Genomic DNA, 22,890 nt, shown 5'->3' with positions numbered 1-22,890 from the left:
CGCTTATTTAACCTGCTCCTGTAGCCAGCCAATAAACGCCTCGATTTTCGGCCACTGCCTGCCGGGCAGCGTAGTGATGTAGTAATGTTGATGGCATTTCAGCGCCATATCGCCAAAAGGCGCAATCAATTCTCCGCTGTCGAGGCGTTTTTGCACCAGCCGTTTTCGGCCCATCGCCACGCCGATATGGTTCATTGCCGCAATCACTGCTAAATCAGAACGATCAAAACCAATCCCCGACGATGTCGGCAAATTCGCCGCAAAATGCTGCGCCCAACTGTGCCACTCATCGGTCCCGGAATCGTTACTCCACGCCTGTCTGTCGTGCAGCAACGTACAGTGCGGCAAATTCACCAGCGAACCGGTAAGGTCATGGCGGCGGGCGTAGTCCGGGCTGCACACCGGCAGGATCTCTTCATCCATCAGGAAGTGATGCGTGAGTTGCGCGGAGGGTGCATCGTCAAAATAGATGGCGAGATCGATACCCGCACGCTGTAGATTGACGTTGTCGTTCCCGGTCAACATGGTTAGCGAAATTGACGGATAGCGACGGGTAAAGTCGCCGAGCGCCGGAACCAGCCAGCACTGGGCGATAGAAGGCCGTGAGTAGACGGTGAGCGTCCCCGAGAGCTCCTGATTCTTAATATCAAGAATCTCCTGGTTGAGCGTGTCCAGTGACGATTTCAGCGCCCAAAATACCCGCTTACCCTCATGAGTGAGTTCCACTTTGCGATGAGAACGAACAAATAATTGGATGCCAAGCTCATCTTCAAGCTGATTTATGCGATGGCTGACGGCGCTGGGACTCAATGACAGCTCGTCTGCTGCCAGCGCAAACGACTGATGCCGGGCCGCCACTTCAAAAGTATACAGCTTTGACAGCTGCCAGCCGTTGAGCAGCCGGTTTCTGACTTCGCGTAGGGGATCCATTCTCACCTCCTGTCCTCCTGATTCATGCGCTGGAGTGTAAAAAAGTTCGCTGTAAAAATCAGCATAAAGGTGATTCAGAGTGAACCATATCGCATAAACCAAGCGCAATTAGACATAAATCACTCATTTGATGCAATCTGGCTCATGTGAAGGGGGATTTATATCGTTTGTCAGACCCTGCCTTATTTTTGTCCAATAACCCTATATTAATCACAGGGCAAGGTGAGTTATGCACTCTCAAATCTGGGTTGTGAGCACGCTGCTGATAAGCATCGTGTTAATCGTTTTGACCATCGTGAAGTTCAAATTCCACCCGTTTCTGGCGCTGCTGCTAGCCAGCTTCTTCGTGGGTACAATGATGGGCATGGGGCCGCTGGATATGGTCAATGCCATTGAGAGTGGCATCGGCGGTACGCTGGGCTTCCTCGCCGCGGTTATCGGCCTTGGGACCATTCTGGGCAAAATGATGGAAGTGTCCGGCGCGGCTGAACGCATTGGCCTGACGCTCCAGCGCTGCCGTTGGCTATCCGCCGACGTCATAATGGTACTGGTTGGGTTGATTTGCGGGATCACGCTGTTTGTGGAAGTCGGCGTGGTGCTGTTGATTCCGCTGGCTTTTTCGATTGCCAAAAAGACCAATACCTCACTGCTGAAGCTGGCGATCCCGCTGTGTACGGCGCTGATGGCGGTGCACTGCGTCGTCCCGCCGCATCCGGCTGCCCTGTTCGTGGCGAACAAGCTGGGCGCGGACATTGGCACGGTGATTGTCTACGGCTTACTGGTCGGCTTGATGGCCTCGCTGATCGGTGGTCCTCTGTACCTGAAATTCCTGGGTAACCGTCTGCCGTTTAAACCGGTTCCGGCTGAGTTTTCTGACCTTAAAGTGCGTGACGAAAGTACACTGCCGTCGCTGGGTGCTACGCTGTTTACCGTTCTGCTGCCGATTGGCCTGATGCTGGTAAAAACCGTCGCTGAGCTGAACATGGCGAAAGGCAGCACGGTGTATACGCTGCTGGAGTTTATTGGTAACCCGATCACCGCGATGTTTATTGCCGTTTTCGTGGCCTATTACATCCTCGGCCTGCGTCAGCATATCGGCATGGGTACGTTGCTGACTCACACTGAAAACGGTTTTGGCTCCATTGCTAACATTTTGCTGATTATCGGTGCAGGCGGCGCGTTCAACGCTATCCTCAAGAGCAGCGGGCTGGCGGATACTCTTGCACTGATCCTCTCGAACATGCATATGCACCCGATTCTGCTGGCGTGGCTGGTGGCGTTAATCCTGCATGCCGCGGTGGGTTCCGCCACGGTGGCAATGATGGGCGCCACGGCAATCGTGGCACCGATGCTGCCGCTCTATCCCAACGTCAGCCCGGAGATCATCGCCATTGCTATCGGTTCCGGCGCTATTGGCTGCACGATCGTTACCGATTCTCTCTTCTGGCTGGTGAAGCAATACTGCGGTGCCACCCTGAATGAAACGTTTAAATACTATACGACCGCGACATTTATCGCGTCCGTGATTGCACTGGCTTGCACATTCCTGCTTTCCTTTATTATCTAAGCGCAAAGAGACTGACTATGGAAAACATTCAAACACTTATCGCCCAGTATCCTTTAGTGGAAGATCTGGTTGCTCTCAAGGAGACAACCTGGTTTAACCCTGGCACCACCTCTCTTGCGGAAGGTTTACCGTATGTTGGCCTGACTGAACACGATGTTCAGGATGCTCACGCCCGTCTGACGCGCTTTGCTCCGTACCTGGCAAAGGCATTCCCGGAAACCGCGGCCACCGGCGGTATTATTGAATCTGAGCTGGCCGCGATTCCGGCCATGCAAAAGCGGCTGGAGAAAGAGTATGGGCAGCGCATCAATGGCGAAATTCTGCTGAAGAAAGACAGTCACCTGCCAATTTCTGGCTCGATTAAAGCCCGTGGTGGCATTTATGAAGTACTTACCCACGCGGAAAAACTGGCGCTGGAAGCCGGTCTGCTGACCACACAAGACGATTACAGCGTTCTGCTTTCACCCGAGTTCAAACAGTTCTTCAGCCAGTACAGCATCGCGGTAGGCTCCACCGGTAACCTCGGCATGTCGATTGGCATTATGAGCGCCCGTATCGGCTTTAAGGTGACGGTGCATATGTCTGCCGACGCTCGCGCATGGAAAAAAGCCAAACTGCGCAGCCACGGTGTGACGGTCGTGGAGTATGAAGAAGATTACGGCGTGGCGGTTGAACAGGGCCGTAAGGCGGCGGAGTCCGATCCAAACTGCTTCTTTATCGATGATGAAAACTCGCGCACGCTGTTTTTAGGCTATGCGGTGGCCGGACAGCGCTTAAAGGCGCAGTTTGCCCAGCAGGGGCGCGTGGTGGATGCAGACCATCCACTGTTTGTTTACCTGCCATGCGGCGTCGGCGGTGGCCCTGGCGGCGTGGCGTTTGGCCTGAAGCTGGCGTTTGGCGATAACGTGCACTGCTTCTTCGCAGAACCCACCCATTCACCGTGCATGCTACTGGGGATTTATACCGGGCTGCACGATACGATTTCCGTGCAGGATATTGGCATCGACAACCTGACGGCGGCGGATGGGCTGGCTGTCGGCCGTGCGTCTGGCTTTGTTGGCCGGGCAATGGAACGTCTGCTCGACGGTCTGTACACCCTGGACGATCAGACTATGTACGATATGCTGGGCTGGCTGGCGCAGGAAGAAGGTATTCGCCTCGAACCGTCAGCGCTAGCAGGGATGGCCGGTCCGCAACACGTTTGCGCCTCTGCTGACTATCAGCACATGCACGGCTTCAGCGCGGATCAGCTCAATAACGCTACCCATCTGGTGTGGGCGACCGGCGGCGGAATGGTCCCGGAAGATGAAATGGCGCAATATCTGGCCAAAGGACGTTAAATACCGCTGAGCTTAACGCAGCATCGCCATCAGCTCCATCGGTGAGCGATGCTGCTTAAGCAGGTCACGCATCACGCGCATATGCGGTGCGGTATGGCTGAAGAAAGCCTGATAGCCTGCACACAGCACGCCCTTTCCATTTTCCTCGCAGTACGCAGGACAATCACCGTGGTAATACTGAAACAATGAGCATGTCTGGCAACGCGTATTCATTGATGACATGGTCTGTCGTTCAATCTGTGCCGTCAGACCACACCACTGGCGAAGCGTTTTATCGAAAAGCTGGATAGATATCTGATTAATATCTTCACGTACCCAGATATCAAATATCGTAATTAAAAATCGGCCCCACGCCTCAGACGTAACCGATTCGTCTGTCAGATGACCTGAACCATCGTGCTTAACCAGCGGAATAAATTGTACCAGGCGAACATTTCCTTGTTGCAAACCACGGTACACTTCAACCGGTTGTAAACACTTCTGATGGTCAATCACCACGTTTAAAACATCATCACTAACATCCATGTTCTCACATCCTGTCATGCAAAATTCCCGATAAATACGATAAGTTGGCGAACATGCGTTACAGCAAACAGCATTGCGAGGGATAACACCGCGAGGGAGATCATAAATTTGTCACGCACCGCGCGAGATTCAGAAAAATCGCTATGACTCACATCCATCAGATTACGGCTGCGGGTGTAGCGCCAGAGGATAATCGCCACTATCACCAGCACAACTACCGATATCCAGAACAGCACTCCCGCCTGGTGCCAGTTGTGCTTAATCGCCAGCGCCATTAACGCGCCATAGCCCAACAACGTGCGAAACCAGGCAAGTGAAGTCCGCTCCGGTTGTAACCCCGGGTCAGCGATGCGTCGCGATTTGCGGCTATCCGGCATACAGCACCAGCGTCATGACAATCACCGCCACAATAGTCAGCATGACGCTGATAATCAGCAGGCTGTGGGTGTAGGGCAAGTCCTCTTTCAGTCGCATCGCCTTTTCATTACGTAGCCAGCGCAGGTAGCCGTAGATCGCCAGACCGCCGGCAAACAGACACAGCAACAAGGCAAGCGCCTCACGGATGACCGGCGTGGCAAAATCCGGGGCCAGTTGATCAAGGCCAACCCCCGCCGCCAGAAATCCGAGCGCGGTGCGGATCCACGCCAGAAAAGTACGCTCATTTGCCAGTGAGAAGCGATAATCCGGTGCTTCTCCAAGGCGAGAAATCTTCATGACAGCTCCTTAAATATTGTTGTCTGGTCGTTATACCGGAACAGTTAAGGAGTATGAACCTGATTCTCAAACGAGAGGGCGAGTCGGGTGATGAGACAATGGGAAAGAGAGAGGGTGTTTGTAATGCCGGATGGTGAGTTGCGTTTTATCCGGCCTACAGGAGATGCAGGCCGGATAAGTCAGTTTTAACCTAATCCCCAGAAGATCACCGCCAGCAGCTGTGGCGTGATAATCCTCAGGAACATAACCAGCGGATAAACGGTGGCGTAGGAGAGCGCTGCCGCCCCGCTGGTAGCATGCAGGTTATTAGCAAACGCCAGAGCCGGGGGATCGGTCATTGAGCCAGCCAGCATGCCGCACAGCGTCAGATAGTTCATTTTGACAAATAGACGAGCTAACAAACCCACGGTAATCAGCGGAATCGCAGTAATGAAAATACCGTACCCCACCCAGCTCAGGCCATCGCCCTGCGTCAGAGTATCGACAAAATCACCGCCTGACTTCAGACCAACTACCGCGAGAAACAGCACGATACCCAACTCTCGCAGCGCCAGGTTAGCGCTGGGAGGCATAAACCAGTACAGCTTACCAATGCTGCCAATACGCCCCAGGATCAAGGCCATAATCAGCGGCCCACCGGCCAGACCCAGTTTTAACGCCACCGGAAACCCTGGGATGAACAGCGGAATTGAACCCAGTAGAACACCCAGCCCGATACCGATAAATACCGGCAGCATCTGCACTTGCTGCAGTTTTTGCTGCGCGTTACCCACAACATTGGCAACGGCATCAATAGACGAAGGGCGCCCCACCAGATTGAGGATATCCCCGAATTGCAGGCTGGCGTCACTGCTGGCTACCAGCTCAACACCCGCACGGTTCAGGCGGGAAATCACCACGTCGTAACGTTCTTTAAAGTGCAGGTCACGGATACGTTTACCCAGCACCTGCTCGTTAGTCACCACCACACGTTCGACGCGTAAATCGGTACCTCGCGTAGACAGCGATGTATCCACCTCCTGCCCAATCACCACCTGCGCGTTATGCAGGTCAGCAGGCTGCCCGACCAGGTGGAGCAGGTCGCCCAACTGGATAACAGTCCCTGGCGACGGCACCATCAATGTCTCGTCACGTTTCAGACGCGAGCAGATAATTTTGTCGCTGTTCAGAATCGGGACATCCTGAATTGCCATATTGTTGATGTTTGGGTTTTCCACGCGGATGTTCATCGTCTGAATCAGTGCGTGCCCATTGGTTAACGTGGATTCATGCTGCTGGGCTTCAGCATCGACGTTAACGCGGAAAATAAGGCGCATCAGCCACATGGTCAGTAAAATTCCGCAAATGCCGAAAGGATAAGCCATGGCATAGCTCATCCCCATCTGGTCAACCACATCGCCAGGCGTACCCAAATCGCGCAGAATTTGCTGCCCCGCACCTAACGCCGGGGTATTGGTGACCGCTCCAGAGAATATTCCCAGCACCACAGGGAGAGGAATGGCAAAAATCTTATGCAGGATCGCGGTGACCAGGCCACCCATGATGACAATCAGCACAGCAAACAGATTCAGCCGCAGGCCCGAAACGCGCAGAGAAGCAAAAAAGCCCGGCCCCACCTGAATACCAATGGTGTAGACGAAAAGAATCAGGCCAAATTCCTGAATAAAATGCAGCATGTCGCCGCTCAGGGTCATCCCTGCCTGATCGACAAAATGCCCGACAATAATGCCGCCGAACAGCACACCTCCAATGCCAAAACCCACACCACGTATTTTTATGTTGCCGATCCATAACCCGACAACTGCCACCAATGCCAGAACGCTGACCGTCAATGCTATATCACTCATATCCTGTTCCCTGTGAATAACATCATTAAGTAAATGGATTCTCGCAGAGTACAGTCGCAATGTATGGGTGGTAAAGCACAAAAAAGCCCCGTCATTTCTGGCGGGGCAAAGGCATGGAGCTATTTAACTATCTAATGCGGGACGTTCGCTGATGGCGATACGTTGTGGAGCAATGGTTTCAGGTTCATTCCGGGTCAAATCAATATGCAGCAAGCCGTTAGTGAAGCTTGCGCCGGAGACCTCCATATTTTCAGCCAGCGTAAAGCTCAGGCTGAACGGCTGAGTAACCAGCCCCTGATGCAACCATTTGGTCTCTTTTTCCGGCTGCTGCGGCGTACCTTTCACTGTCAGGCGCGTGCCTTCCAGTTGAATATCCAGATCTTCCTGGCGGAAACCGGCTAACGCAAGGGTAATGCGGTAGTGGTTATCATCGCTCTTTTCGATGTTATAAGGCGGGAAGCTCTGGCTTTCACCGGTGTTTTGCAAGGCATTGGCCAGTTTGTCAAAACCGATCCATTGACGCAGCAGCGGGGATAAATCGTAGTTACGCATAATAATCTCCTTCTAAGAAGCGAGTAGGTACCTTTCGGCTCCCTGACGGCAAGCCGATGACTTAGCAAGGCCGCCTGAAGCGGCCTACAGAATTAGTTGATTTCGATGCGGCGCGGTTTGTTCGCTTCAGGAATCACGCGCTCAAGATCGATATACAGCAGACCATTTACCAGGTTTGCGCCGCGAACATGAATGTTCTCCGCTAACTGGAACTTGCGTTCAAAGTTGCGCTCGGCAATACCCTGATACAGGTAAGTACGTTCTTTTTGATCGTCCGCATGGGCGCCTTTTACCACCAGCAGATTGTCCTGGGCAGTAATTTCCAGTTCGCTTTCAGCAAAACCGGCAACGGCAATTGCAATGCGGTAATGGTTTTCGTCTACCAGCTCAACGTTGTACGGAGGGTAGCCGCCATTGCTCTGGCCCTGATTGTTTTCCAGCAGGTTAAACAGACGGTCAAAACCAATAGCAGAACGGTACAGCGGGGATAAATCAAAGTTACGCATAATCAATAGCTCCTGAAATCAGCGAGAATATTGACCTTCCATCATGGACAGGTCAGGTAGCCAGGACACCCATCAGGCATGCCCTTCATTTGTCTACACTCTAAAAATGGGTCTTAATACAAACTTTTCAAGCGTATTCATCTGACTTTTTTTGCAGTTTGTTGTCTATTGCATACACTGGGGGGAGCAGTTGTTCTCGTTAAATCGCGATGGCCGCCACAGTGCGACGAAATGGTGATGTTATTTTCGCAACGGATCGCTTTAACTCACCATGCAAACACGATAAATACAGATGAATAAATGATGATTAAAAAAATGTTGGTAACACTGACGATGTGTAGTGGGATGGTGTTTGTAAGCGGCTGTTCCAGCATCATGTCACATACAGGTGGCAAAGAAGGGACGTATCCTGGCACGCGAGCCAGTGCCACAATGATTAGCGAAAGTGATACGAACTGGGGAACCAAGTCGCTGGCGATTCTGGATATGCCTTTTACCGCGGTGCTCGATACGGTATTGCTACCTTGGGATCTCTTTCGCAAAGATAACTCGGTGAGATCCCGCGTAGAAAAGAGCGAGGAGAGAACCCAGGCCACGAACGCCGTTATTCCCCCGGCAGAAATGTCTGCTCCATAAATTAACGCCCGGTTTCAGTCACCCACAGCTGGCGGAAACCCTCGACGTCTTCCATCCACGCAACCTGTCGACCATCAGGGGAGAAGACGATCGCATCGGCCGACGGCGGGTTATCATGACGTTCCGTTAAAAAATCAATTTCGCCCGTTTGAACATCACAACAGGCAATTCTGTTCTCCAGTACAAATCCCAGCCATTTCCCCGATGGGTGCCAGTTAAAGGCTGACTGAATATTCGTAGCGCACTGGGTAAGCTGACGCAGCGATCCGCCCTGTGGGGAAATCAGCCATAGCTGCACAATACCGTTGTCATCACGCATTAAAAACGCAATCTCAGATGCCTTTGGATTACTGCGTACCCAGTGGCGAGGCTGATTCACCAGCCCCGGAAAGGCGCGCTCATGGGTAAACGTCAGACGGCGTTGGCGAATACCGGATGGCGGCGCAGGCATGGTCATGTCAGTCCCCTCCAGAGGCGCGTCCCCCGGCTGTTTCCAGCCGCTTTCATCCTGTGGCAAATCAACAATAAACAGCTCCGGTACTTTCTCGCCAGTGGCTGATAGCGTATCACCGATAAACGCCAGCCTGTTTTCTCCAACCCAGCCCTCTTCATAGGCGCGGTTAATCTCATCGCTACCCGGTTTTGGCGTTGGTGTCGTCTGGCTCACCAGCACACACCAGTAGCTACCGCTGTATTCACGGGGATGCTGCGCGGAGACATTCACCGGACCATACGGTGCAGCCACGCCGACGTTGCGTAAATCGAGCGCCGGAGAGCGCTCATGCAGAACATGGTCGTTATAGGTGAAACTGACAAACTCACCGTTTGGGCTAAAGACATGCACATGACTCCCGCCGCGCAGCGCACCTGGCGTATAGGGCGCAGTAATATCCATTGCATCCAGATTCTCCACCCCAGCCTGCGTAACAATCACCCCACGGCGATGATGGAAGTCGTAATACCATGTTTCATCAGGATTTTCAGGCCCGTGAATGAATACATATTTTTCCGACTTTGGATGAACGGTCACCACGCCAACGTGCGATCCCTGAGTAGCCCGGTAAATCACCTCCAGCTCGCCAGTATGGATATTGACGCGCTCAATTGTTTCACCGGTAAAGGAAGCGCCGGAAGGGCGCACATCAAAGACCAGCCACTGGCTGTCCGGTGTCCAGGTGTTGATATTGGTAAGCTGATGATTACGCGGCGTAAAGGTGATTTGCTTCATGGGATGCCCTGATACAAGACGATTAAAACAATCATACTTCACAAGCACTTCACTTTCAGGCTTTAGCGTATCGCCATCTTCATTTTTGCGGACAGAAAGATGGAACATTTTGACGTAGCGATTATCGGTTTAGGTCCGGCAGGCGCAGCGCTGGCGCGACAGTTAAGCGGAAAAATGCGCGTGATTGCGTTGGATAAAAAACGCCAGTGCGGTAACGAAGGTTTCACTAAACCCTGCGGCGGTCTGCTGGCCCCGGACGCCCAGCGTTCGTTTATCCGCGACGGGATAACCTTACCCGTTGATGTTATCGCCAACCCGCAGATTTTTAGCGTTAAAACGGTTGATGTTGCCGCTTCTTTGACGCGTAACTACCAGCGCAGCTACATTAATATCAACCGCCATGCTTTTGATTTATGGCTTAAATCTCTCATCCCTGATGATGTGCAGGTGTATCACGACAGCCTGTGCCGGAAAATCTGGCGCGAGGGCGATAAATGGCATGTTATCTTCCGCGCCGACGGTTGGGAGCAGCAGATCACTGCACGTTATCTGGTGGGGGCAGACGGTGCGAACTCACTGGTGCGCCGTCATCTCTATCCACAGCACCAAATCCGTAAATATGTCGCGATTCAACAATGGTTTGCGGAAAAGCATCCCGTACCGTTCTATTCCTGTATTTTTGATAACGATGCAACTGACTGTTATTCCTGGAGTATCAGCAAAGATGGCTATTTTATCTTTGGTGGCGCCTACCCCATGAAGGACGGACAGGCACGCTTTGACGCGCTGAAAGAGAAGCTGGAAGCGTTCCATTTCCAGTTCGGCAAACCGGTGAAAAGTGAAAAATGTACGGTGCTATTCCCCTCACGCTGGAAAGACTTCGTCTGCGGCGAGGACAACGCATTTTTGATTGGTGAAGCGGCCGGTTTTATCAGCGCCAGCTCGCTGGAAGGGATTAGCTATGCGCTGGACAGCGCGGAGATCCTCAAATCGGTACTGCTGCGGGATACGCCAGATATGAATCACGCTTACCGTAAAGCCACCCGCAAGTTACGACTCAAACTGTATGGCAAAATCCTGAAAAGCCGGGCCCTGACGTCGGCATTTTCCCGTAAATGGATTATGCGCAGCGGCGTTGCGCGTATTCCCCAGGGAGACCATTCAGCACCACAAATCATGGCTGAAACGGGGCAAATACGACGAAGCATTTGCCCATAACATCTTAATTCAGTGCAAACTTCTCTATGGCGTACGCGACGCCATCTTCAAGATTGGATTTGGTCACGAAGTTGGCGATTTCTTTGACTGATGGAATAGCGTTGTCCATGGCAACGCCCACACCTGCGTATTCAATCATCGCGATGTCGTTTTCCTGATCGCCAATCGCCATCACCTCTTCGGCTTTAATGCCTAACGCATCGGCCAGCGATTTTACGCCCGTCCCTTTATTGACGCGTTTATCGAGGATTTCGAGGAAATACGGCGCACTTTTCAGCACGGTGTACTTCTCTTTTACTTCCGCAGGTAGACGAGAGATAGCTTTATCGAGGATCTCCGGCTCGTCAATCATCATCACTTTCAGGAACTGGGTTGCGGGATCCATTTTCTCGGCTTCACAGAACACTAGCGGGATGGTCGCGACAAACGATTCGTGCACCGTGTAGTAGCTGATATCACGGTTCGCGGTATACAGCGTATTGCGATCGAGGGCGTGGAAATGCGAGCCGACTTCCCGGGAGAGCTGCTCCAGGTAACGATAATCATCATAGCTCAGCGCGGTTTGCGCCACGGTACTGCCATCCCCTGCTTTCTGCACCAGCGCACCGTTGTAGGTAATGCAGTAGTCACCGGGCTGTTCCATATGTAGTTCTTTCAGATAGCTGTGAACGCCGGCATACGGGCGTCCCGTGGTCAGCACCACATTCACACCACGCGCGCGTGCCGCGGCAATCGCCGTTTTGACCGCTGGTGAAATGGTGTGATCGGGTAGCAGAAGTGTGCCATCCATGTCGATAGCAATAAGTTTGATAGCCATGAGTTCCCCGGATTAAATGAGTCCGTCCTCATGCTAACGCGATTCCGCTCAAAAAACAGCTACGAAAAGGGGGATAGAAAGGGGAATCGAGATTCCCCTTTTTGTAGATTGGTTGTCGTTTGTAGGTCTGATAAGCAACGCGCCATCAGGCACAATACAACGTCTTGCCGGATGGCGGCGTAAACCGCCTTATCCGGCCTACAGATTGGCTTAAATATCGATGTTCGCCGCTTTCAGGGCGTTTTCTTCGATAAATGCGCGACGCGGTTCAACGGCATCGCCCATCAGCGTGGTGAACAGCTGGTCGGCAGCAATCGCATCCTTCACGGTAACGCGCAGCATACGACGGCTTTCCGGATCCATGGTGGTTTCCCACAGCTGTTCCGGGTTCATCTCGCCCAGACCTTTATAACGCTGGATAGCGAGGCCACGACGAGACTCTTTCTGCAGCCATTCCAGCGCCTGCTCAAAGCTGGCAACCGGCTGGCGACGCTCGCCACGTTCGATAAACGCATCGTCTTCGATCAGCCCACGCAGCTTCTCGCCAAGCGTACAAATACGATGGTACTCGCCACCGGTCACAAATTCATGTTCCAATGGATAGTCAGTATCGACACCGTGGGTACGCACCCGGATCACCGGTTCGAACAGGTTCAGTTCAGCGTCTTTACGCACGAAGCTATTCCAGGTGCTGCCGTGCATTTCGTTTTCATTAAGCACGTTAACCAACTGGGAAACCCAGGCCGTAACTTTCGCTTCATCAGCCAGATCGGCTTCAGGCAGCGTCGGTTGATAAACCAGCTCTTTCAGCAGCGCTTTCGGGAAACGACGTTCCATACGGCCAATCATTTTCTGCGTCGCGTTGTATTCAGAAACCAGTTTCTCTAACGACTCACCGGAAAGGGCCGGTGCGCTGGCGTTGGTGTGCAGCGTTGCGCCATCCAGAGCGATAGAGATCTGATACTGATCCATCGCTTCGTCATCTTTAATGTACTGTTCCTGCTTGCCTTTTTTCACTTTGTACAGCGGTGGCTGTGCAATGTAAACGTGGCCGCGTTCAACGATTTCCGGCATCTGACGATAGAAGAAGGTCAACAGCAGCGTACGAATGTGCGAGCCGTCGACGTCGGCATCGGTCATGATGATGATGCTGTGATAACGCAGTTTGTCCGGGTTGTACTCGTCACGACCGATGCCACAGCCGAGCGCGGTGATCAGCGTCGCAACTTCCTGAGAGGAGAGCATCTTGTCAAAGCGCGCTTTCTCGACGTTGAGGATTTTACCCTTCAGCGGCAGAATCGCCTGGTTTTTACGGTTACGGCCCTGCTTCGCAGAACCGCCCGCGGAGTCCCCTTCCACAAGGTACAGTTCGGACAGCGCCGGGTCACGTTCCTGACAGTCCGCCAGCTTGCCCGGCAGACCGGCTAAGTCGAGCGCGCCTTTACGGCGGGTCATTTCACGCGCACGACGTGCAGCTTCACGAGCACGCGCAGCATCAATAATTTTGCCGACAACGATTTTCGCGTCAGACGGGTTTTCCAGCAGATATTCGCTCAGCAGTTCGTTCATCTGCTGTTCTACCGCCGATTTCACCTCAGAGGAGACCAGCTTGTCTTTGGTCTGTGAGGAGAACTTCGGATCCGGTACTTTCACGGAAACAACGGCAATCAGGCCTTCACGGGCATCGTCACCGGTAGCGCTGACTTTCGCTTTTTTACTGTAGCCTTCTTTGTCCATGTAGGCGTTCAGGGTACGGGTCATCGCCGCACGGAAGCCTGCAAGGTGAGTACCGCCGTCACGCTGTGGAATGTTGTTGGTGAAGCAGTAGATGTTTTCCTGGAAACCATCGTTCCACTGCAGCGCAACTTCAACGCCGATACCGTCTTTTTCGGTGGAGAAGTAGAAGATATTCGGGTGGATCGGCGTTTTGTTTTTGTTGAGGTATTCAACAAACGCCTTGATGCCACCTTCGTAGTGGAAATGGTCTTCTTTGCCGTCACGCTTGTCGCGCAGACGAATAGAGACGCCGGAGTTCAGGAATGACAGCTCACGCAGACGTTTCGCCAGAATGTCGTATTCAAATTCAACAACATTGGTAAAGGTTTCGTGGCTTGGCCAGAAACGGACCTGAGTCCCCGTCAGTTCTGTTTCACCAGTTACTGCCAGCGGCGCCTGCGGCACACCGTGCACGTAAGTTTGCTGATGCACTTTGCCTTCACGACGAATCACCAGTTCCAGCTTCTGTGACAGGGCGTTAACGACGGAAACACCCACGCCGTGCAGACCGCCGGAAACTTTATAGGAGTTATCATCGAATTTACCGCCTGCGTGCAAAACGGTCATGATAACTTCCGCTGCCGAAACGCCCTCTTCCGGGTGAATACCGGTTGGGATACCACGGCCATCATCGGTAACGGACACGGAGTTGTCAGCGTGAATCGTTACCACGATATCTTTACAGTGACCCGCGAGCGCTTCGTCGATAGCGTTATCTACCACCTCGAATACCATGTGGTGCAGACCGGTGCCGTCATCCGTGTCGCCGATATACATACCCGGGCGCTTACGCACCGCATCCAGTCCTTTCAGGACTTTGATACTGGAGGAGTCATAAGAATTCGACATCAACGTTTCTCGCTCATTTTATCTTGGGTTAATCCGTTATTTTACCCTTTTCCACGGTAAACATCTTCGAATTTTCATCGGACATGTCTATAACGTGTTCAGCGCTTATTGCGCTGACAAAGACCTGAGATTGCGTGGCTTTTAAGCGGCTGGCCAGCAGTCCGCGACGCGCGTCATCCAGTTCAGAGGCAAAATCATCTATCAGGTACAGGCAGCGCCGCCCGCTTTCACGGGTCAGGAACTCCCCTTGCGCCAGACGTAAGGCGCACATCAGCAGCTTTAGCTGCCCACGCGACAACGTATCTTCCACCGGCGCACCGTCGGCGCGAATGCGGAAATCCGCCTTATGCGGGCCGTGCGCAGTGTAGGTCAACATGCGATCGCGTTCAAAACTGCGTTCCAGCACTTCGGCATAATCAGTCTCTTTCTCCCAGCCGCGCTGGAATGAGAAGGAGAGCGAAAACTCGGGAAGAAACTGCTGGCAGGTATCCGCCATATCCTGCGCGATACCGGCGCTGTACTCCGCGCGCCAGGTGCTGATTTGTTCCGCCAGTGGGATCAGTTCTTTATCCCACAGGCGCAGTTGCTCATAACGACTCACCTGGCGCAGCGCTGCATTGCGCTGCTTGAGCAGTCGCTTCAGGTTGCTCCAGGCGGTGAAAAATCCGACTTCATTGTGAAAACATCCCCAGTCAAGGAATGCTCTTCTGTATTTGGGGCCGCCATTGAGTAAAGTAAACCCCTCAGGCGTGATCAGCTGCATCGGCATCAGGTGCGCCAGTTCTGCGACCTTGTGCCCGTCAGTGCCGTCAATGCGCACTTTGCTGTCGCCCAGTTTGTCTTTAGTCAGGCCAATCGACGTCTCACGTTCTTCACCCTGCAAGCGCCCGTGTAAAACAAACGACTCCTGCTCGTGGCGAATCACGCGGCCAATCTGCAAACTGCGAAACGCCCGACCGTGGCCGAGCGTATAGATAGCTTCCAGTACGCTGGTTTTGCCGCTGCCGTTCGCGCCAACCAGGAAGTTAAAGCCAGGGGATAAAGCGAGATCCGCGCTTTCAATATTGCGGAAATCTTTGATTAGCAGTCGGGATAGCGACATATCAACTCATAACCAGGGCGTTATCGTCGCAGTTAGTCTGGTTACGGCCAGCGCACAGCAACCGGAGCGTACTGAAGTACGTGAGGATTGCGAGCACTGCCCGGAGCCAGAATAACAAGTAAGATAGCCCGATATTCTTTACAAGCGCATAGGCATGACGACATAGGCTGCGGATTGGCTGGCCGCATCTTCAATCTGTACGCTCGATACGGAATCGGTCAGCAGAATACGCACGTTCTCGCACTTCAGCGCGTTCAGAACGTCCAGTACATAGCTAACGTTAAAGCCGATTTCCAGTTCTGTACCAGGATAGGAGACATCCAGAATTTCTTCTGCTTCTTCCTGTTCCGGGTTGTTGGCGGTGATTTTGAGCTGGTTTTCGCTAACATACAGACGCACGCCGCGGAATTTCTCGTTCGAGAGGATCGCCGCACGCGCAAACGCCTGTTTGAGGATATCGCAACCGGCTTCCAGATGTTTGTCCGGGTTCTTCGGCAATACGCGGCGATAATCCGGGAAACGGCCATCAACCAGCTTGGAGGTGAAGATGAAATCACCAACGTGCGCACGAATGTTGTTGCTGCCAATCTGCACGCGCAGCGGGTTATCGCCGCCGTCGAGCATACGCATCAGTTCAATCACGCCTTTACGCGGTACGATCACCGAATGGCTTGGCAACGGTTGACCAACAGGCATTGAACAGACCGCCAGGCGGTGGCCGTCGGTCGCCACGGTACGCAGCTCTTCCCCTTCGGTTTCAAACAGCATGCCGTTTAAGTAGTAACGTACGTCCTGATGCGCCATCGAAAACTGCGTGGCTTCAATCAGGCGCTTCATCGTCGCCTGCGGCAGGGTGAATTCGACTTCGCTCTGCCAGTCGTCCAGATTCGGGAAGTCGGCGGCAGGCAGCGTAGACAGCGAGAAACGGCTGCGGCCAGAACGCACCAGCATACGGTCGCCTTCCAGTTGAACGGCAATTTCCGCGCCTTCCGGCAATCCACGGCAAATATCGAAGAATTTACGCGCCGGAACGGTGGTAGCACCAGGTTCATGAGGCTGGATCAGCGCCACGCGCGCCACCATCTCCATTTCGAGATCGGTACCGGTCAGCGAAAGCGTGCCGTCAGCAACCTGCAGCAGCAGGTTTCCGAGAATAGGCAGTGTAGGACGTCCACCCAGCGGGCCGCTGACCTGCTGAAGCGGTTTTAATAAATGTTCACGTTCAACGGTAAATTTCATAGCGTCACGAAGATAATGTTCTGATTAAATTGGAGAAATCTTCTTTAATATCATGGCTTTCTTCACGCAACTGCTCAATCTTCCGGCAGGCATGAAGCACGGTAGTATGGTCACGCCCACCAAACGCGTCGCCGATTTCCGGCAAACTGTGGTTAGTGAGCTCTTTTGCCAGCGCCATCGCCATCTGGCGCGGGCGAGCTACCGAGCGAGATCGACGCTTAGAAAGCAGATCCGCAATTTTGATTTTGTAATACTCCGCCACCGTCTTCTGAATATTGTCGATGGTGACCAGCTTTTCCTGCAAAGCCAGCAGATCGCGCAGCGCTTCGCGCACGAAATCGATAGTAATCGCCCGGCCGGTAAAATTGGCGTTGGCGATCACGCGGTTCAGTGCGCCTTCCAGCTCACGTACGTTAGAGCGTAGACGCTTGGCAATAAAGAACGCTACTTCACCTGGCAGACGAATGTCGTTTTCGTCGGCTTTTTTCATCAGGATCGCAACACGCGTTTCCAGTTCAGGCGGTTCGATCGCGACAGTCAGTCCCCAGCCAAAGCGGGATTTCAGACGATCTTCAACGCCGTTGATCTCCTTCGGATAGCGATCCGAGGTCAGGATGATCTGCTGATTGCCTTCCAGCAGGGCGTTAAAGGTGTGGAAAAACTCTTCCTGCGATCGCTCTTTATTCGCGAAGAATTGGATATCGTCAATCAGCAGCGCGTCAACGGAACGGTAGTAGCGTTTAAACTCTTCGATCGCGTTGTTTTGCAGGGCTTTGACCATATCCTGCACAAATCGCTCGGAGTGCATATACACCACTTTGGCGTTTGGCTTACGCGCCATAATGCCGTTACCGACAGCGTGCAGCAGGTGGGTTTTACCCAGACCCGTACCGCCATAAAGGAATAACGGATTGTAGGCGCCGCCAGGATTGTCCGCCACCTGACGTGCCGCCGCGCGCGCCAATTGGTTAGATTTACCTTCAACGAAGTTATCAAACGTGTGTTTGACGTTGACGTTAGAACGATAGGTAGGTTCTGCCGGAGCCGGGACGTTATCCCAGCCTGGACGCGCCGCCGGAGCAGCACGTTGCGGTTGCACTTGCTGAGCCACGTGGGCGGGCGCAACAACGTTGTTGACCGGCGTTTTCAGCGTTTGCGTGACGGGTTTAGTGCCGACTTCAAAGCGCAGCTGTGGGGCATCCGCGCCACAGAAATTATTGAGTAATCCATTAATATTATTAAGGTATTTATCCCTTACCCAATCGAGCACGAAACGGTTTGGCGCATACAAAGCCAGCGTGTTATCGCTCAGTTCCGCCTGCAACGGGCGTATCCACATACTGAACTCTGTGGCTGGTAACTCATCCTGCAATCGGGCAAGACACTGCTGCCAAAGCGAAAGTGACACGGCGGACTCCACTCGAACAAAAGTCGATAAATGACAAAGGCTGAAACATTCATGATTGTTGACGCACATCGACAAGACCCTATGCAAAGGGTGACGTGCGAATTGCTATCTGCAATTTTTACCCGATCAGGATCCATTGAAACGATCAGGACCGCGGATCATAGCGTAAACTGAGAAAGAGATCTTCTGTTTCTCACAGATTCTTCCCGATTTATCCACAGGATGATCCAGAATCGGCTAAGTGTAAACGATCCTGGAGAAGTGCTGCAGGTTTTAGCGCGCATATTGAAAAAATTAATGAGTAAAGATGCTTTACTGCTTAAACGATCTAATAAAGATCCCGAGCGATCCTTGCGCTTTATCCACCAGCCCGTATAATTCTTACCCCCAGCGAGTAACGGTCGCCTTACGGCGTCAACGCTGCCTGTTTTTTACGCGAAACCATGCGGAAAAAAGCGGGAAATAAGGAAAGAGAATTGACTCCGGAGTGTACAATTATTACAATCCGGCCTCTTTAATCACCCACACTGTGGCGTAAGTCGTTCGAAATTCGTTCGGGTATACGCAAAAGTCAGTGAATTTATTCAAGTTTAGGTAGAAATCGCCATGAAACGCACTTTTCAACCGTCTGTACTGAAGCGCAACCGTTCTCACGGCTTCCGTGCTCGTATGGCTAATAAAAATGGTCGTCAGGTTCTGGCACGTCGTCGTGCTAAAGGCCGTTCTCGTCTGACCGTTTCTAAGTAATAAAAGCTAGCCCCTGAGTGGTTAAGCTCGCATTTCCCAGGGAGTTACGTTTGTTAACTCCCACTCATTTCACATTCGTCTTCCAGCAGCCACAACGGGCTGGCACGCCGCAAATCACCATCCTCGGCCGCCTGAATTCGCTGGGGCATCCCCGTATCGGTCTTACAGTCGCCAAGAAAAATGTTAAGCGTGCGCATGAACGCAATCGGATTAAACGTCTGACGCGTGAAAGCTTCCGTTTACGTCAGCACGAGCTTCCAGCAATGGATTTCGTGGTGGTGGCGAAAAAAGGGGTTGCTGACCTCGATAACCGTGCTCTCTCGGAAGCGTTGGAAAAATTATGGCGTCGCCATTGTCGCCTGGCTCGCGGGTCCTGATAGCCCTCATTCGGGTCTATCAACGCCTGATCAGTCCGCTGCTTGGGCCGCATTGCCGTTTCACTCCAACCTGTTCGAGCTACGGAATTGAGGCATTGCGCAGGTTTGGAGTGATAAAAGGCAGTTGGTTGACGGTGAAACGCGTATTAAAATGCCACCCTTTACACCCTGGTGGTGACGATCCCGTCCCGCCCGGACCATTTGATACCAGAGAACACTAACGATGGATTCGCAACGCAATCTTTTAGTCATCGCTTTGCTGTTCGTGTCTTTCATGATCTGGCAAGCCTGGGAGCAGGATAAAAACCCGCAACCTCAGGCCCAACAGACCACGCAGACAACGACCACCGCAGCGGGTAGCGCCGCAGACCAGGGCGTACCGGCCAGTGGCCAGGGGAAACTGATTACGGTTAAAACTGACGTGCTTGATCTGACCATCAACACCCGTGGTGGTGATGTGGAACAGGCTTCACTGCCAGCTTACCCGAAAGAACTCGGTTCTACCGAACCGTTCCAGTTACTGGAAACCACGCCACAGTTCATCTACCAGGCACAGAGTGGCCTGACAGGTCGTGACGGCCCGGATAACCCGGCTAACGGCCCGCGTCCGCTGTACAACGTCGATAAAGACGCGTTTGTACTGGCTGACGGTCAGAACGAACTGCAGATCCCGATGACCTATACTGACGCAGCGGGTAACACATTCACTAAAACGTTTGTTCTTAAGCGTGGTGAATATGCTGTCAACGTTAACTACAGCGTGCAGAACGCCGGCGAAAAACCGCTGGAAATCTCCACCTTTGGTCAGCTGAAGCAATCCATCAATCTGCCATCTCATCGTGACACCGGTAGCAGCAACTTTGCGCTGCACACTTTCCGTGGCGCGGCGTACTCCACGCCGGATGAGAAGTATGAGAAATACAAATTCGACACCATTGCTGAAAACGAAAACCTGAACGTCAATGCTAAAGACGGCTGGGTCGCAATGCTGCAACAGTATTTCGCAACGGCATGGGTTCCGCGTAACGACGGCACCAACAACTTCTATACCGCTAACCTGGGTAACGGCATTGCCGCTATCGGCTATAAATCACAGCCGGTACTGGTACAGCCTGGCCAGACTGGCGCGATGACCAGCACCCTGTGGGTCGGCCCGGAAATTCAGGATAAAATGGCGGCCGTTGCACCGCACCTGGATCTGACCGTGGACTACGGCTGGTTGTGGTTCATTTCTCAGCCGCTGTTTAAACTGCTGAAGTGGATCCATAGCTTCCTGGGTAACTGGGGCTTCTCCATCATCGTTATCACCTTTATCGTTCGTGGCATCATGTACCCGCTGACCAAAGCGCAGTACACATCCATGGCGAAGATGCGTATGCTGCAGCCGAAGATTCAGGCTATGCGTGAACGTCTGGGCGATGACAAACAGCGTCAGAGCCAGGAAATGATGGCCCTGTACAAAGCTGAGAAGGTAAACCCGCTGGGCGGCTGCTTCCCGCTGATCATCCAGATGCCAATCTTCCTGGCGTTGTACTACATGCTGATGGGCTCCATTGAACTGCGTCATGCGCCGTTCGCCCTGTGGATCCATGACCTGTCTGCACAGGACCCATACTACATCCTGCCGATTCTGATGGGCGTGACGATGTTCTTCATTCAGAAGATGTCTCCGACCACCGTAACCGACCCGATGCAGCAGAAGATCATGACCTTCATGCCGGTCATCTTCACCGTGTTCTTCCTGTGGTTCCCGTCAGGTCTGGTGCTGTACTATATCGTCAGCAACCTGGTAACCATTATTCAGCAGCAGCTGATTTACCGTGGTCTGGAGAAACGTGGCCTGCATAGCCGCGAGAAGAAAAACTCCTGATTCGGTGTAGGCCGGATTAGGCGAAGCCGCCATCCGGCAAACGGAACATAAAGTAAAGGGCGGTCATTAGACCGCCTTTTTTATTGCATTAAGAAGAGACAAACCATGAGCCATAACGACACCATCGTCGCTCAGGCCACGCCACCGGGACGTGGTGGCGTGGGTATCCTGCGTATCTCCGGCCTGAAAGCGCGTGAGGTCGCAGAAACCGTACTTGGGAAACTGCCCAAACCGCGTTATGCCGATTATCTGCCGTTCAAAGACGCGGATGGCAGCGCGCTGGATCAGGGGATTGCCTTGTGGTTCCCCGGCCCAAACTCCTTTACCGGTGAAGACGTTTTAGAGCTTCAGGGCCACGGCGGTCCGGTGATTCTTGACCTGCTGCTCAAACGTATTCTGACCATTCCCGGGCTGCGCATTGCCAGACCGGGTGAATTCTCCGAGCGAGCGTTTCTCAATGATAAGCTCGATTTAGCCCAGGCCGAGGCGATTGCCGACCTGATCGATGCCAGCTCAGAGCAAGCCGCTCGCTCGGCGCTGAACTCGTTGCAGGGCGCATTTTCCGCACGGGTAAATCATCTTGTGGAAGCGCTCACTCACCTGCGCATCTATGTTGAAGCAGCGATCGACTTCCCGGATGAAGAAATCGACTTCCTGTCTGACGGCAAGATTGCAGCGCAACTCAACAGCGTTATCACCGATCTTGATGCCGTGCGTGCGGAAGCGCGTCAGGGCAGCCTGCTGCGCGAAGGGATGAAGGTGGTGATTGCCGGTCGGCCAAATGCCGGGAAATCAAGCCTGCTGAACGCGCTGGCTGGCCGTGAGGCGGCCATTGTCACCGATATCGCTGGGACTACTCGCGACGTGCTGCGTGAGCATATTCATATCGACGGTATGCCTCTGCACATCATCGACACCGCCGGTCTACGTGATGCCAGCGATGAAGTTGAACGCATCGGTATCGAACGTGCCTGGCAGGAAATTGAACAGGCCGACCGTGTACTGTTTATGGTGGATGGCACCACCACCGACGCCGTGGACCCGGCAGATATCTGGCCAGACTTTATTGCCCGTCTGCCAGCCAAACTGCCGATCACCGTGGTACGTAACAAAGCGGATATTACCGGTGAGACGCTGGGCCTTAGCGAAGTAAATGGCCACTCACTGGTTCGCCTCTCCGCGCGTACCGGTGAAGGCGTTGACGTGCTGCGTAACCATCTCAAACAGAGCATGGGCTTTGAAACCAATATGGAAGGCGGCTTCCTGGCCCGTCGTCGTCACCTGCAGGCGCTGGCAGAAGCGGCGGAGCATCTCGAGCAGGGTAAAGCCCAACTGCTCGGAGCATGGGCCGGAGAATTGCTGGCTGAGGAGCTACGCCTGGCGCAGCAGAACCTCAGTGAGATCACCGGAGAATTTACCTCCGACGATCTGCTGGGACGGATTTTCTCCAGCTTCTGTATTGGTAAGTAACGTTGTGTTGCCCGGTGACGCGATGCTAACCGGGCCTACAGGCCCCGTAGGCCGGGAGAAGGCGTTTACGCCGCCACCCGGCAACAACAATTTCCCATGTGGAAATCACTGTTGTCCAAATGGCAACTCGTGCAGTTGACTCTCTGACCGTATGCTTAGCGCCACATTTCTT

General features: G+C 53.2%; 23 protein-coding genes and 1 other annotated feature. Of the genes, 10 read left to right on the top strand and 13 right to left on the bottom strand.

What is annotated here, in order from left to right; all coding sequences use genetic code 11:
- Window positions 1-3: 3 nt before the first annotated feature.
- Window positions 4-930, bottom strand: coding sequence for a DNA-binding transcriptional regulator DsdC (gene dsdC, locus OGX94_RS17250; protein ID WP_003827110.1), 927 nt, complete (start codon window positions 928-930; stop codon window positions 4-6).
- A 229-nt stretch (window positions 931-1,159) separates the two neighbouring features.
- On the opposite strand from dsdC, the gene dsdX reads away from it, so the two are divergent.
- Together dsdX and dsdA are read left to right on the top strand one after the other, a co-directional pair.
- Window positions 1,160-2,497, top strand: coding sequence for a D-serine transporter DsdX (gene dsdX / locus OGX94_RS17245; protein WP_003827107.1), 1,338 nt, complete (start codon window positions 1,160-1,162; stop codon window positions 2,495-2,497).
- A gap of 17 nt (window positions 2,498-2,514) precedes the next feature.
- Window positions 2,515-3,837, top strand: a complete 1,323-nt coding sequence (gene dsdA / locus OGX94_RS17240; RefSeq protein WP_003827105.1) for a D-serine ammonia-lyase — start codon at window positions 2,515-2,517, stop codon at window positions 3,835-3,837.
- A gap of 12 nt (window positions 3,838-3,849) precedes the next feature.
- On the opposite strand, the gene OGX94_RS17235 is transcribed toward dsdA, so the two are convergent.
- The 6 genes from OGX94_RS17235 to ibpA all read right to left on the bottom strand — a co-directional run bounded on the left by OGX94_RS17235 (window position 3,850) and on the right by ibpA (window position 7,981).
- A complete protein-coding gene (locus OGX94_RS17235; RefSeq protein ID WP_003827104.1) occupies window positions 3,850-4,362 on the bottom strand; it encodes a radical SAM protein in 513 nt (170 codons plus the stop codon).
- 14 nt (window positions 4,363-4,376) lie between these two features.
- A complete protein-coding gene (locus tag OGX94_RS17230) occupies window positions 4,377-4,739 on the bottom strand; it encodes a DUF202 domain-containing protein (RefSeq protein WP_003827101.1) in 363 nt (120 codons plus the stop codon).
- Complete coding sequence (locus OGX94_RS17225; protein ID WP_003023888.1) at window positions 4,729-5,076, bottom strand: YidH family protein; 348 nt, start codon at window positions 5,074-5,076, stop codon at window positions 4,729-4,731. Before OGX94_RS17225 ends, OGX94_RS17230 begins: the two co-directional genes overlap by 11 nt.
- A 185-nt stretch (window positions 5,077-5,261) precedes the next feature.
- On the bottom strand, window positions 5,262-6,923 hold the full coding sequence (locus OGX94_RS17220) for a putative transporter (protein ID WP_003827099.1): 1,662 nt from the start codon (window positions 6,921-6,923) through the stop codon (window positions 5,262-5,264).
- 123 nt (window positions 6,924-7,046) lie between these two features.
- Window positions 7,047-7,475 carry a small heat shock chaperone IbpB gene (gene ibpB / locus OGX94_RS17215; protein ID WP_003827096.1) on the bottom strand — a complete coding sequence of 143 codons (429 nt, stop codon included), beginning with the start codon at window positions 7,473-7,475 and terminating at the stop codon, window positions 7,047-7,049.
- 92 nt (window positions 7,476-7,567) lie between these two features.
- Window positions 7,568-7,981: a small heat shock chaperone IbpA gene (gene ibpA, locus OGX94_RS17210; RefSeq protein ID WP_003023882.1), complete on the bottom strand. Its 414-nt coding sequence runs from the start codon at window positions 7,979-7,981 to the stop codon at window positions 7,568-7,570.
- Window positions 7,975-8,046 (bottom strand) — a sequence feature (ROSE (Repression Of Heat Shock gene Expression) occurs in the 5'-region of heat shock genes and acts as an RNA thermometer to modulate expression.). Its footprint overlaps the gene before it by 7 nt.
- 238 nt (window positions 8,047-8,284) lie before the next feature.
- Between ibpA and OGX94_RS17205 the strand changes: the two genes are divergently transcribed.
- A complete protein-coding gene (locus tag OGX94_RS17205) occupies window positions 8,285-8,617 on the top strand; it encodes a YceK/YidQ family lipoprotein (protein WP_164084788.1) in 333 nt (110 codons plus the stop codon).
- Between the two features lies 1 nt (window position 8,618).
- Here OGX94_RS17205 and OGX94_RS17200 read toward each other — a convergent pair whose 3' ends face one another.
- Window positions 8,619-9,845 (bottom strand): YidR family protein, encoded by a 1,227-nt coding sequence (locus tag OGX94_RS17200; protein ID WP_063941193.1) that lies wholly within the window; start codon window positions 9,843-9,845, stop codon window positions 8,619-8,621.
- A gap of 99 nt (window positions 9,846-9,944) precedes the next feature.
- Between OGX94_RS17200 and cbrA the strand changes: the two genes are divergently transcribed.
- Window positions 9,945-11,063: a colicin M resistance lipid reductase CbrA gene (gene cbrA / locus OGX94_RS17195; protein ID WP_257662160.1), complete on the top strand. Its 1,119-nt coding sequence runs from the start codon at window positions 9,945-9,947 to the stop codon at window positions 11,061-11,063.
- A gap of 4 nt (window positions 11,064-11,067) precedes the next feature.
- Here cbrA and yidA read toward each other — a convergent pair whose 3' ends face one another.
- The 5 genes from yidA to dnaA form a co-directional block, all read right to left on the bottom strand.
- Entirely contained in the window at window positions 11,068-11,880 is an 813-nt protein-coding gene (gene yidA, locus OGX94_RS17190) for a sugar-phosphatase (protein WP_003827086.1), read from the bottom strand.
- Between the two features lie 210 nt (window positions 11,881-12,090).
- Complete coding sequence (gene gyrB, locus OGX94_RS17185) at window positions 12,091-14,505, bottom strand: DNA topoisomerase (ATP-hydrolyzing) subunit B (RefSeq protein WP_008786542.1); 2,415 nt, start codon at window positions 14,503-14,505, stop codon at window positions 12,091-12,093.
- A 28-nt stretch (window positions 14,506-14,533) separates the two neighbouring features.
- A complete protein-coding gene (gene recF / locus OGX94_RS17180) occupies window positions 14,534-15,607 on the bottom strand; it encodes a DNA replication/repair protein RecF (protein ID WP_200920959.1) in 1,074 nt (357 codons plus the stop codon).
- 138 nt (window positions 15,608-15,745) lie between these two features.
- On the bottom strand, window positions 15,746-16,846 hold the full coding sequence (dnaN, locus tag OGX94_RS17175; protein WP_003023863.1) for a DNA polymerase III subunit beta: 1,101 nt from the start codon (window positions 16,844-16,846) through the stop codon (window positions 15,746-15,748).
- 4 nt (window positions 16,847-16,850) lie between these two features.
- Complete coding sequence (gene dnaA / locus OGX94_RS17170; protein WP_003827078.1) at window positions 16,851-18,254, bottom strand: chromosomal replication initiator protein DnaA; 1,404 nt, start codon at window positions 18,252-18,254, stop codon at window positions 16,851-16,853.
- A 222-nt stretch (window positions 18,255-18,476) separates the two neighbouring features.
- Here dnaA and OGX94_RS25000 point away from each other — a divergent pair, with 222 nt between their 5' ends.
- From OGX94_RS25000 to mnmE, 6 genes are all read left to right on the top strand, one after another.
- Window positions 18,477-18,632 (top strand): hypothetical protein, encoded by a 156-nt coding sequence (locus OGX94_RS25000; RefSeq protein ID WP_418219453.1) that lies wholly within the window; start codon window positions 18,477-18,479, stop codon window positions 18,630-18,632.
- 228 nt (window positions 18,633-18,860) lie between these two features.
- Window positions 18,861-19,001, top strand: a complete 141-nt coding sequence (gene rpmH / locus OGX94_RS17165; protein WP_003023858.1) for a 50S ribosomal protein L34 — start codon at window positions 18,861-18,863, stop codon at window positions 18,999-19,001.
- 17 nt (window positions 19,002-19,018) lie between these two features.
- Window positions 19,019-19,378, top strand: coding sequence for a ribonuclease P protein component (gene rnpA, locus OGX94_RS17160; RefSeq protein ID WP_003844432.1), 360 nt, complete (start codon window positions 19,019-19,021; stop codon window positions 19,376-19,378).
- Window positions 19,342-19,599, top strand: coding sequence for a membrane protein insertion efficiency factor YidD (gene yidD / locus OGX94_RS17155; protein ID WP_003023846.1), 258 nt, complete (start codon window positions 19,342-19,344; stop codon window positions 19,597-19,599). Before rnpA ends, yidD begins: the two co-directional genes overlap by 37 nt.
- A 2-nt stretch (window positions 19,600-19,601) precedes the next feature.
- A complete protein-coding gene (gene yidC, locus OGX94_RS17150) occupies window positions 19,602-21,248 on the top strand; it encodes a membrane protein insertase YidC (protein WP_003827058.1) in 1,647 nt (548 codons plus the stop codon).
- 105 nt (window positions 21,249-21,353) lie between these two features.
- Entirely contained in the window at window positions 21,354-22,718 is a 1,365-nt protein-coding gene (mnmE, locus tag OGX94_RS17145; protein WP_164563293.1) for a tRNA uridine-5-carboxymethylaminomethyl(34) synthesis GTPase MnmE, read from the top strand.
- Window positions 22,719-22,890 lie beyond the last annotated feature (172 nt).

The sequence above is a fragment of the Citrobacter sp. Cpo037 genome (assembly GCF_030332945.1).
In the GTDB taxonomy this organism is placed as follows: Bacteria; Pseudomonadota; Gammaproteobacteria; order Enterobacterales; family Enterobacteriaceae; genus Citrobacter; species Citrobacter portucalensis.
Note: the sequence above shows the minus strand (reverse complement) of the source record. Positions and strands in the feature narration are given on the sequence as shown.

Coding starts and splice junctions, on each gene's coding strand:
- dsdC (WP_003827110.1), bottom strand. CDS start 930: ATGGATCCCCTACGCGAAGTCAGAAACCGGCTGCTCAACGGCTGGCAG.
- dsdX (WP_003827107.1), top strand. CDS start 1,160: ATGCACTCTCAAATCTGGGTTGTGAGCACGCTGCTGATAAGCATCGTG.
- dsdA (WP_003827105.1), top strand. CDS start 2,515: ATGGAAAACATTCAAACACTTATCGCCCAGTATCCTTTAGTGGAAGAT.
- OGX94_RS17235 (WP_003827104.1), bottom strand. CDS start 4,362: ATGGATGTTAGTGATGATGTTTTAAACGTGGTGATTGACCATCAGAAG.
- OGX94_RS17230 (WP_003827101.1), bottom strand. CDS start 4,739: ATGCCGGATAGCCGCAAATCGCGACGCATCGCTGACCCGGGGTTACAA.
- OGX94_RS17225 (WP_003023888.1), bottom strand. CDS start 5,076: ATGAAGATTTCTCGCCTTGGAGAAGCACCGGATTATCGCTTCTCACTG.
- OGX94_RS17220 (WP_003827099.1), bottom strand. CDS start 6,923: ATGAGTGATATAGCATTGACGGTCAGCGTTCTGGCATTGGTGGCAGTT.
- ibpB (WP_003827096.1), bottom strand. CDS start 7,475: ATGCGTAACTACGATTTATCCCCGCTGCTGCGTCAATGGATCGGTTTT.
- ibpA (WP_003023882.1), bottom strand. CDS start 7,981: ATGCGTAACTTTGATTTATCCCCGCTGTACCGTTCTGCTATTGGTTTT.
- OGX94_RS17205 (WP_164084788.1), top strand. CDS start 8,285: ATGATTAAAAAAATGTTGGTAACACTGACGATGTGTAGTGGGATGGTG.
- OGX94_RS17200 (WP_063941193.1), bottom strand. CDS start 9,845: ATGAAGCAAATCACCTTTACGCCGCGTAATCATCAGCTTACCAATATC.
- cbrA (WP_257662160.1), top strand. CDS start 9,945: ATGGAACATTTTGACGTAGCGATTATCGGTTTAGGTCCGGCAGGCGCA.
- yidA (WP_003827086.1), bottom strand. CDS start 11,880: ATGGCTATCAAACTTATTGCTATCGACATGGATGGCACACTTCTGCTA.
- gyrB (WP_008786542.1), bottom strand. CDS start 14,505: ATGTCGAATTCTTATGACTCCTCCAGTATCAAAGTCCTGAAAGGACTG.
- recF (WP_200920959.1), bottom strand. CDS start 15,607: ATGTCGCTATCCCGACTGCTAATCAAAGATTTCCGCAATATTGAAAGC.
- dnaN (WP_003023863.1), bottom strand. CDS start 16,846: ATGAAATTTACCGTTGAACGTGAACATTTATTAAAACCGCTTCAGCAG.
- OGX94_RS25000 (WP_418219453.1), top strand. CDS start 18,477: ATGATCCAGAATCGGCTAAGTGTAAACGATCCTGGAGAAGTGCTGCAG.
- rpmH (WP_003023858.1), top strand. CDS start 18,861: ATGAAACGCACTTTTCAACCGTCTGTACTGAAGCGCAACCGTTCTCAC.
- yidD (WP_003023846.1), top strand. CDS start 19,342: ATGGCGTCGCCATTGTCGCCTGGCTCGCGGGTCCTGATAGCCCTCATT.
- yidC (WP_003827058.1), top strand. CDS start 19,602: ATGGATTCGCAACGCAATCTTTTAGTCATCGCTTTGCTGTTCGTGTCT.
- mnmE (WP_164563293.1), top strand. CDS start 21,354: ATGAGCCATAACGACACCATCGTCGCTCAGGCCACGCCACCGGGACGT.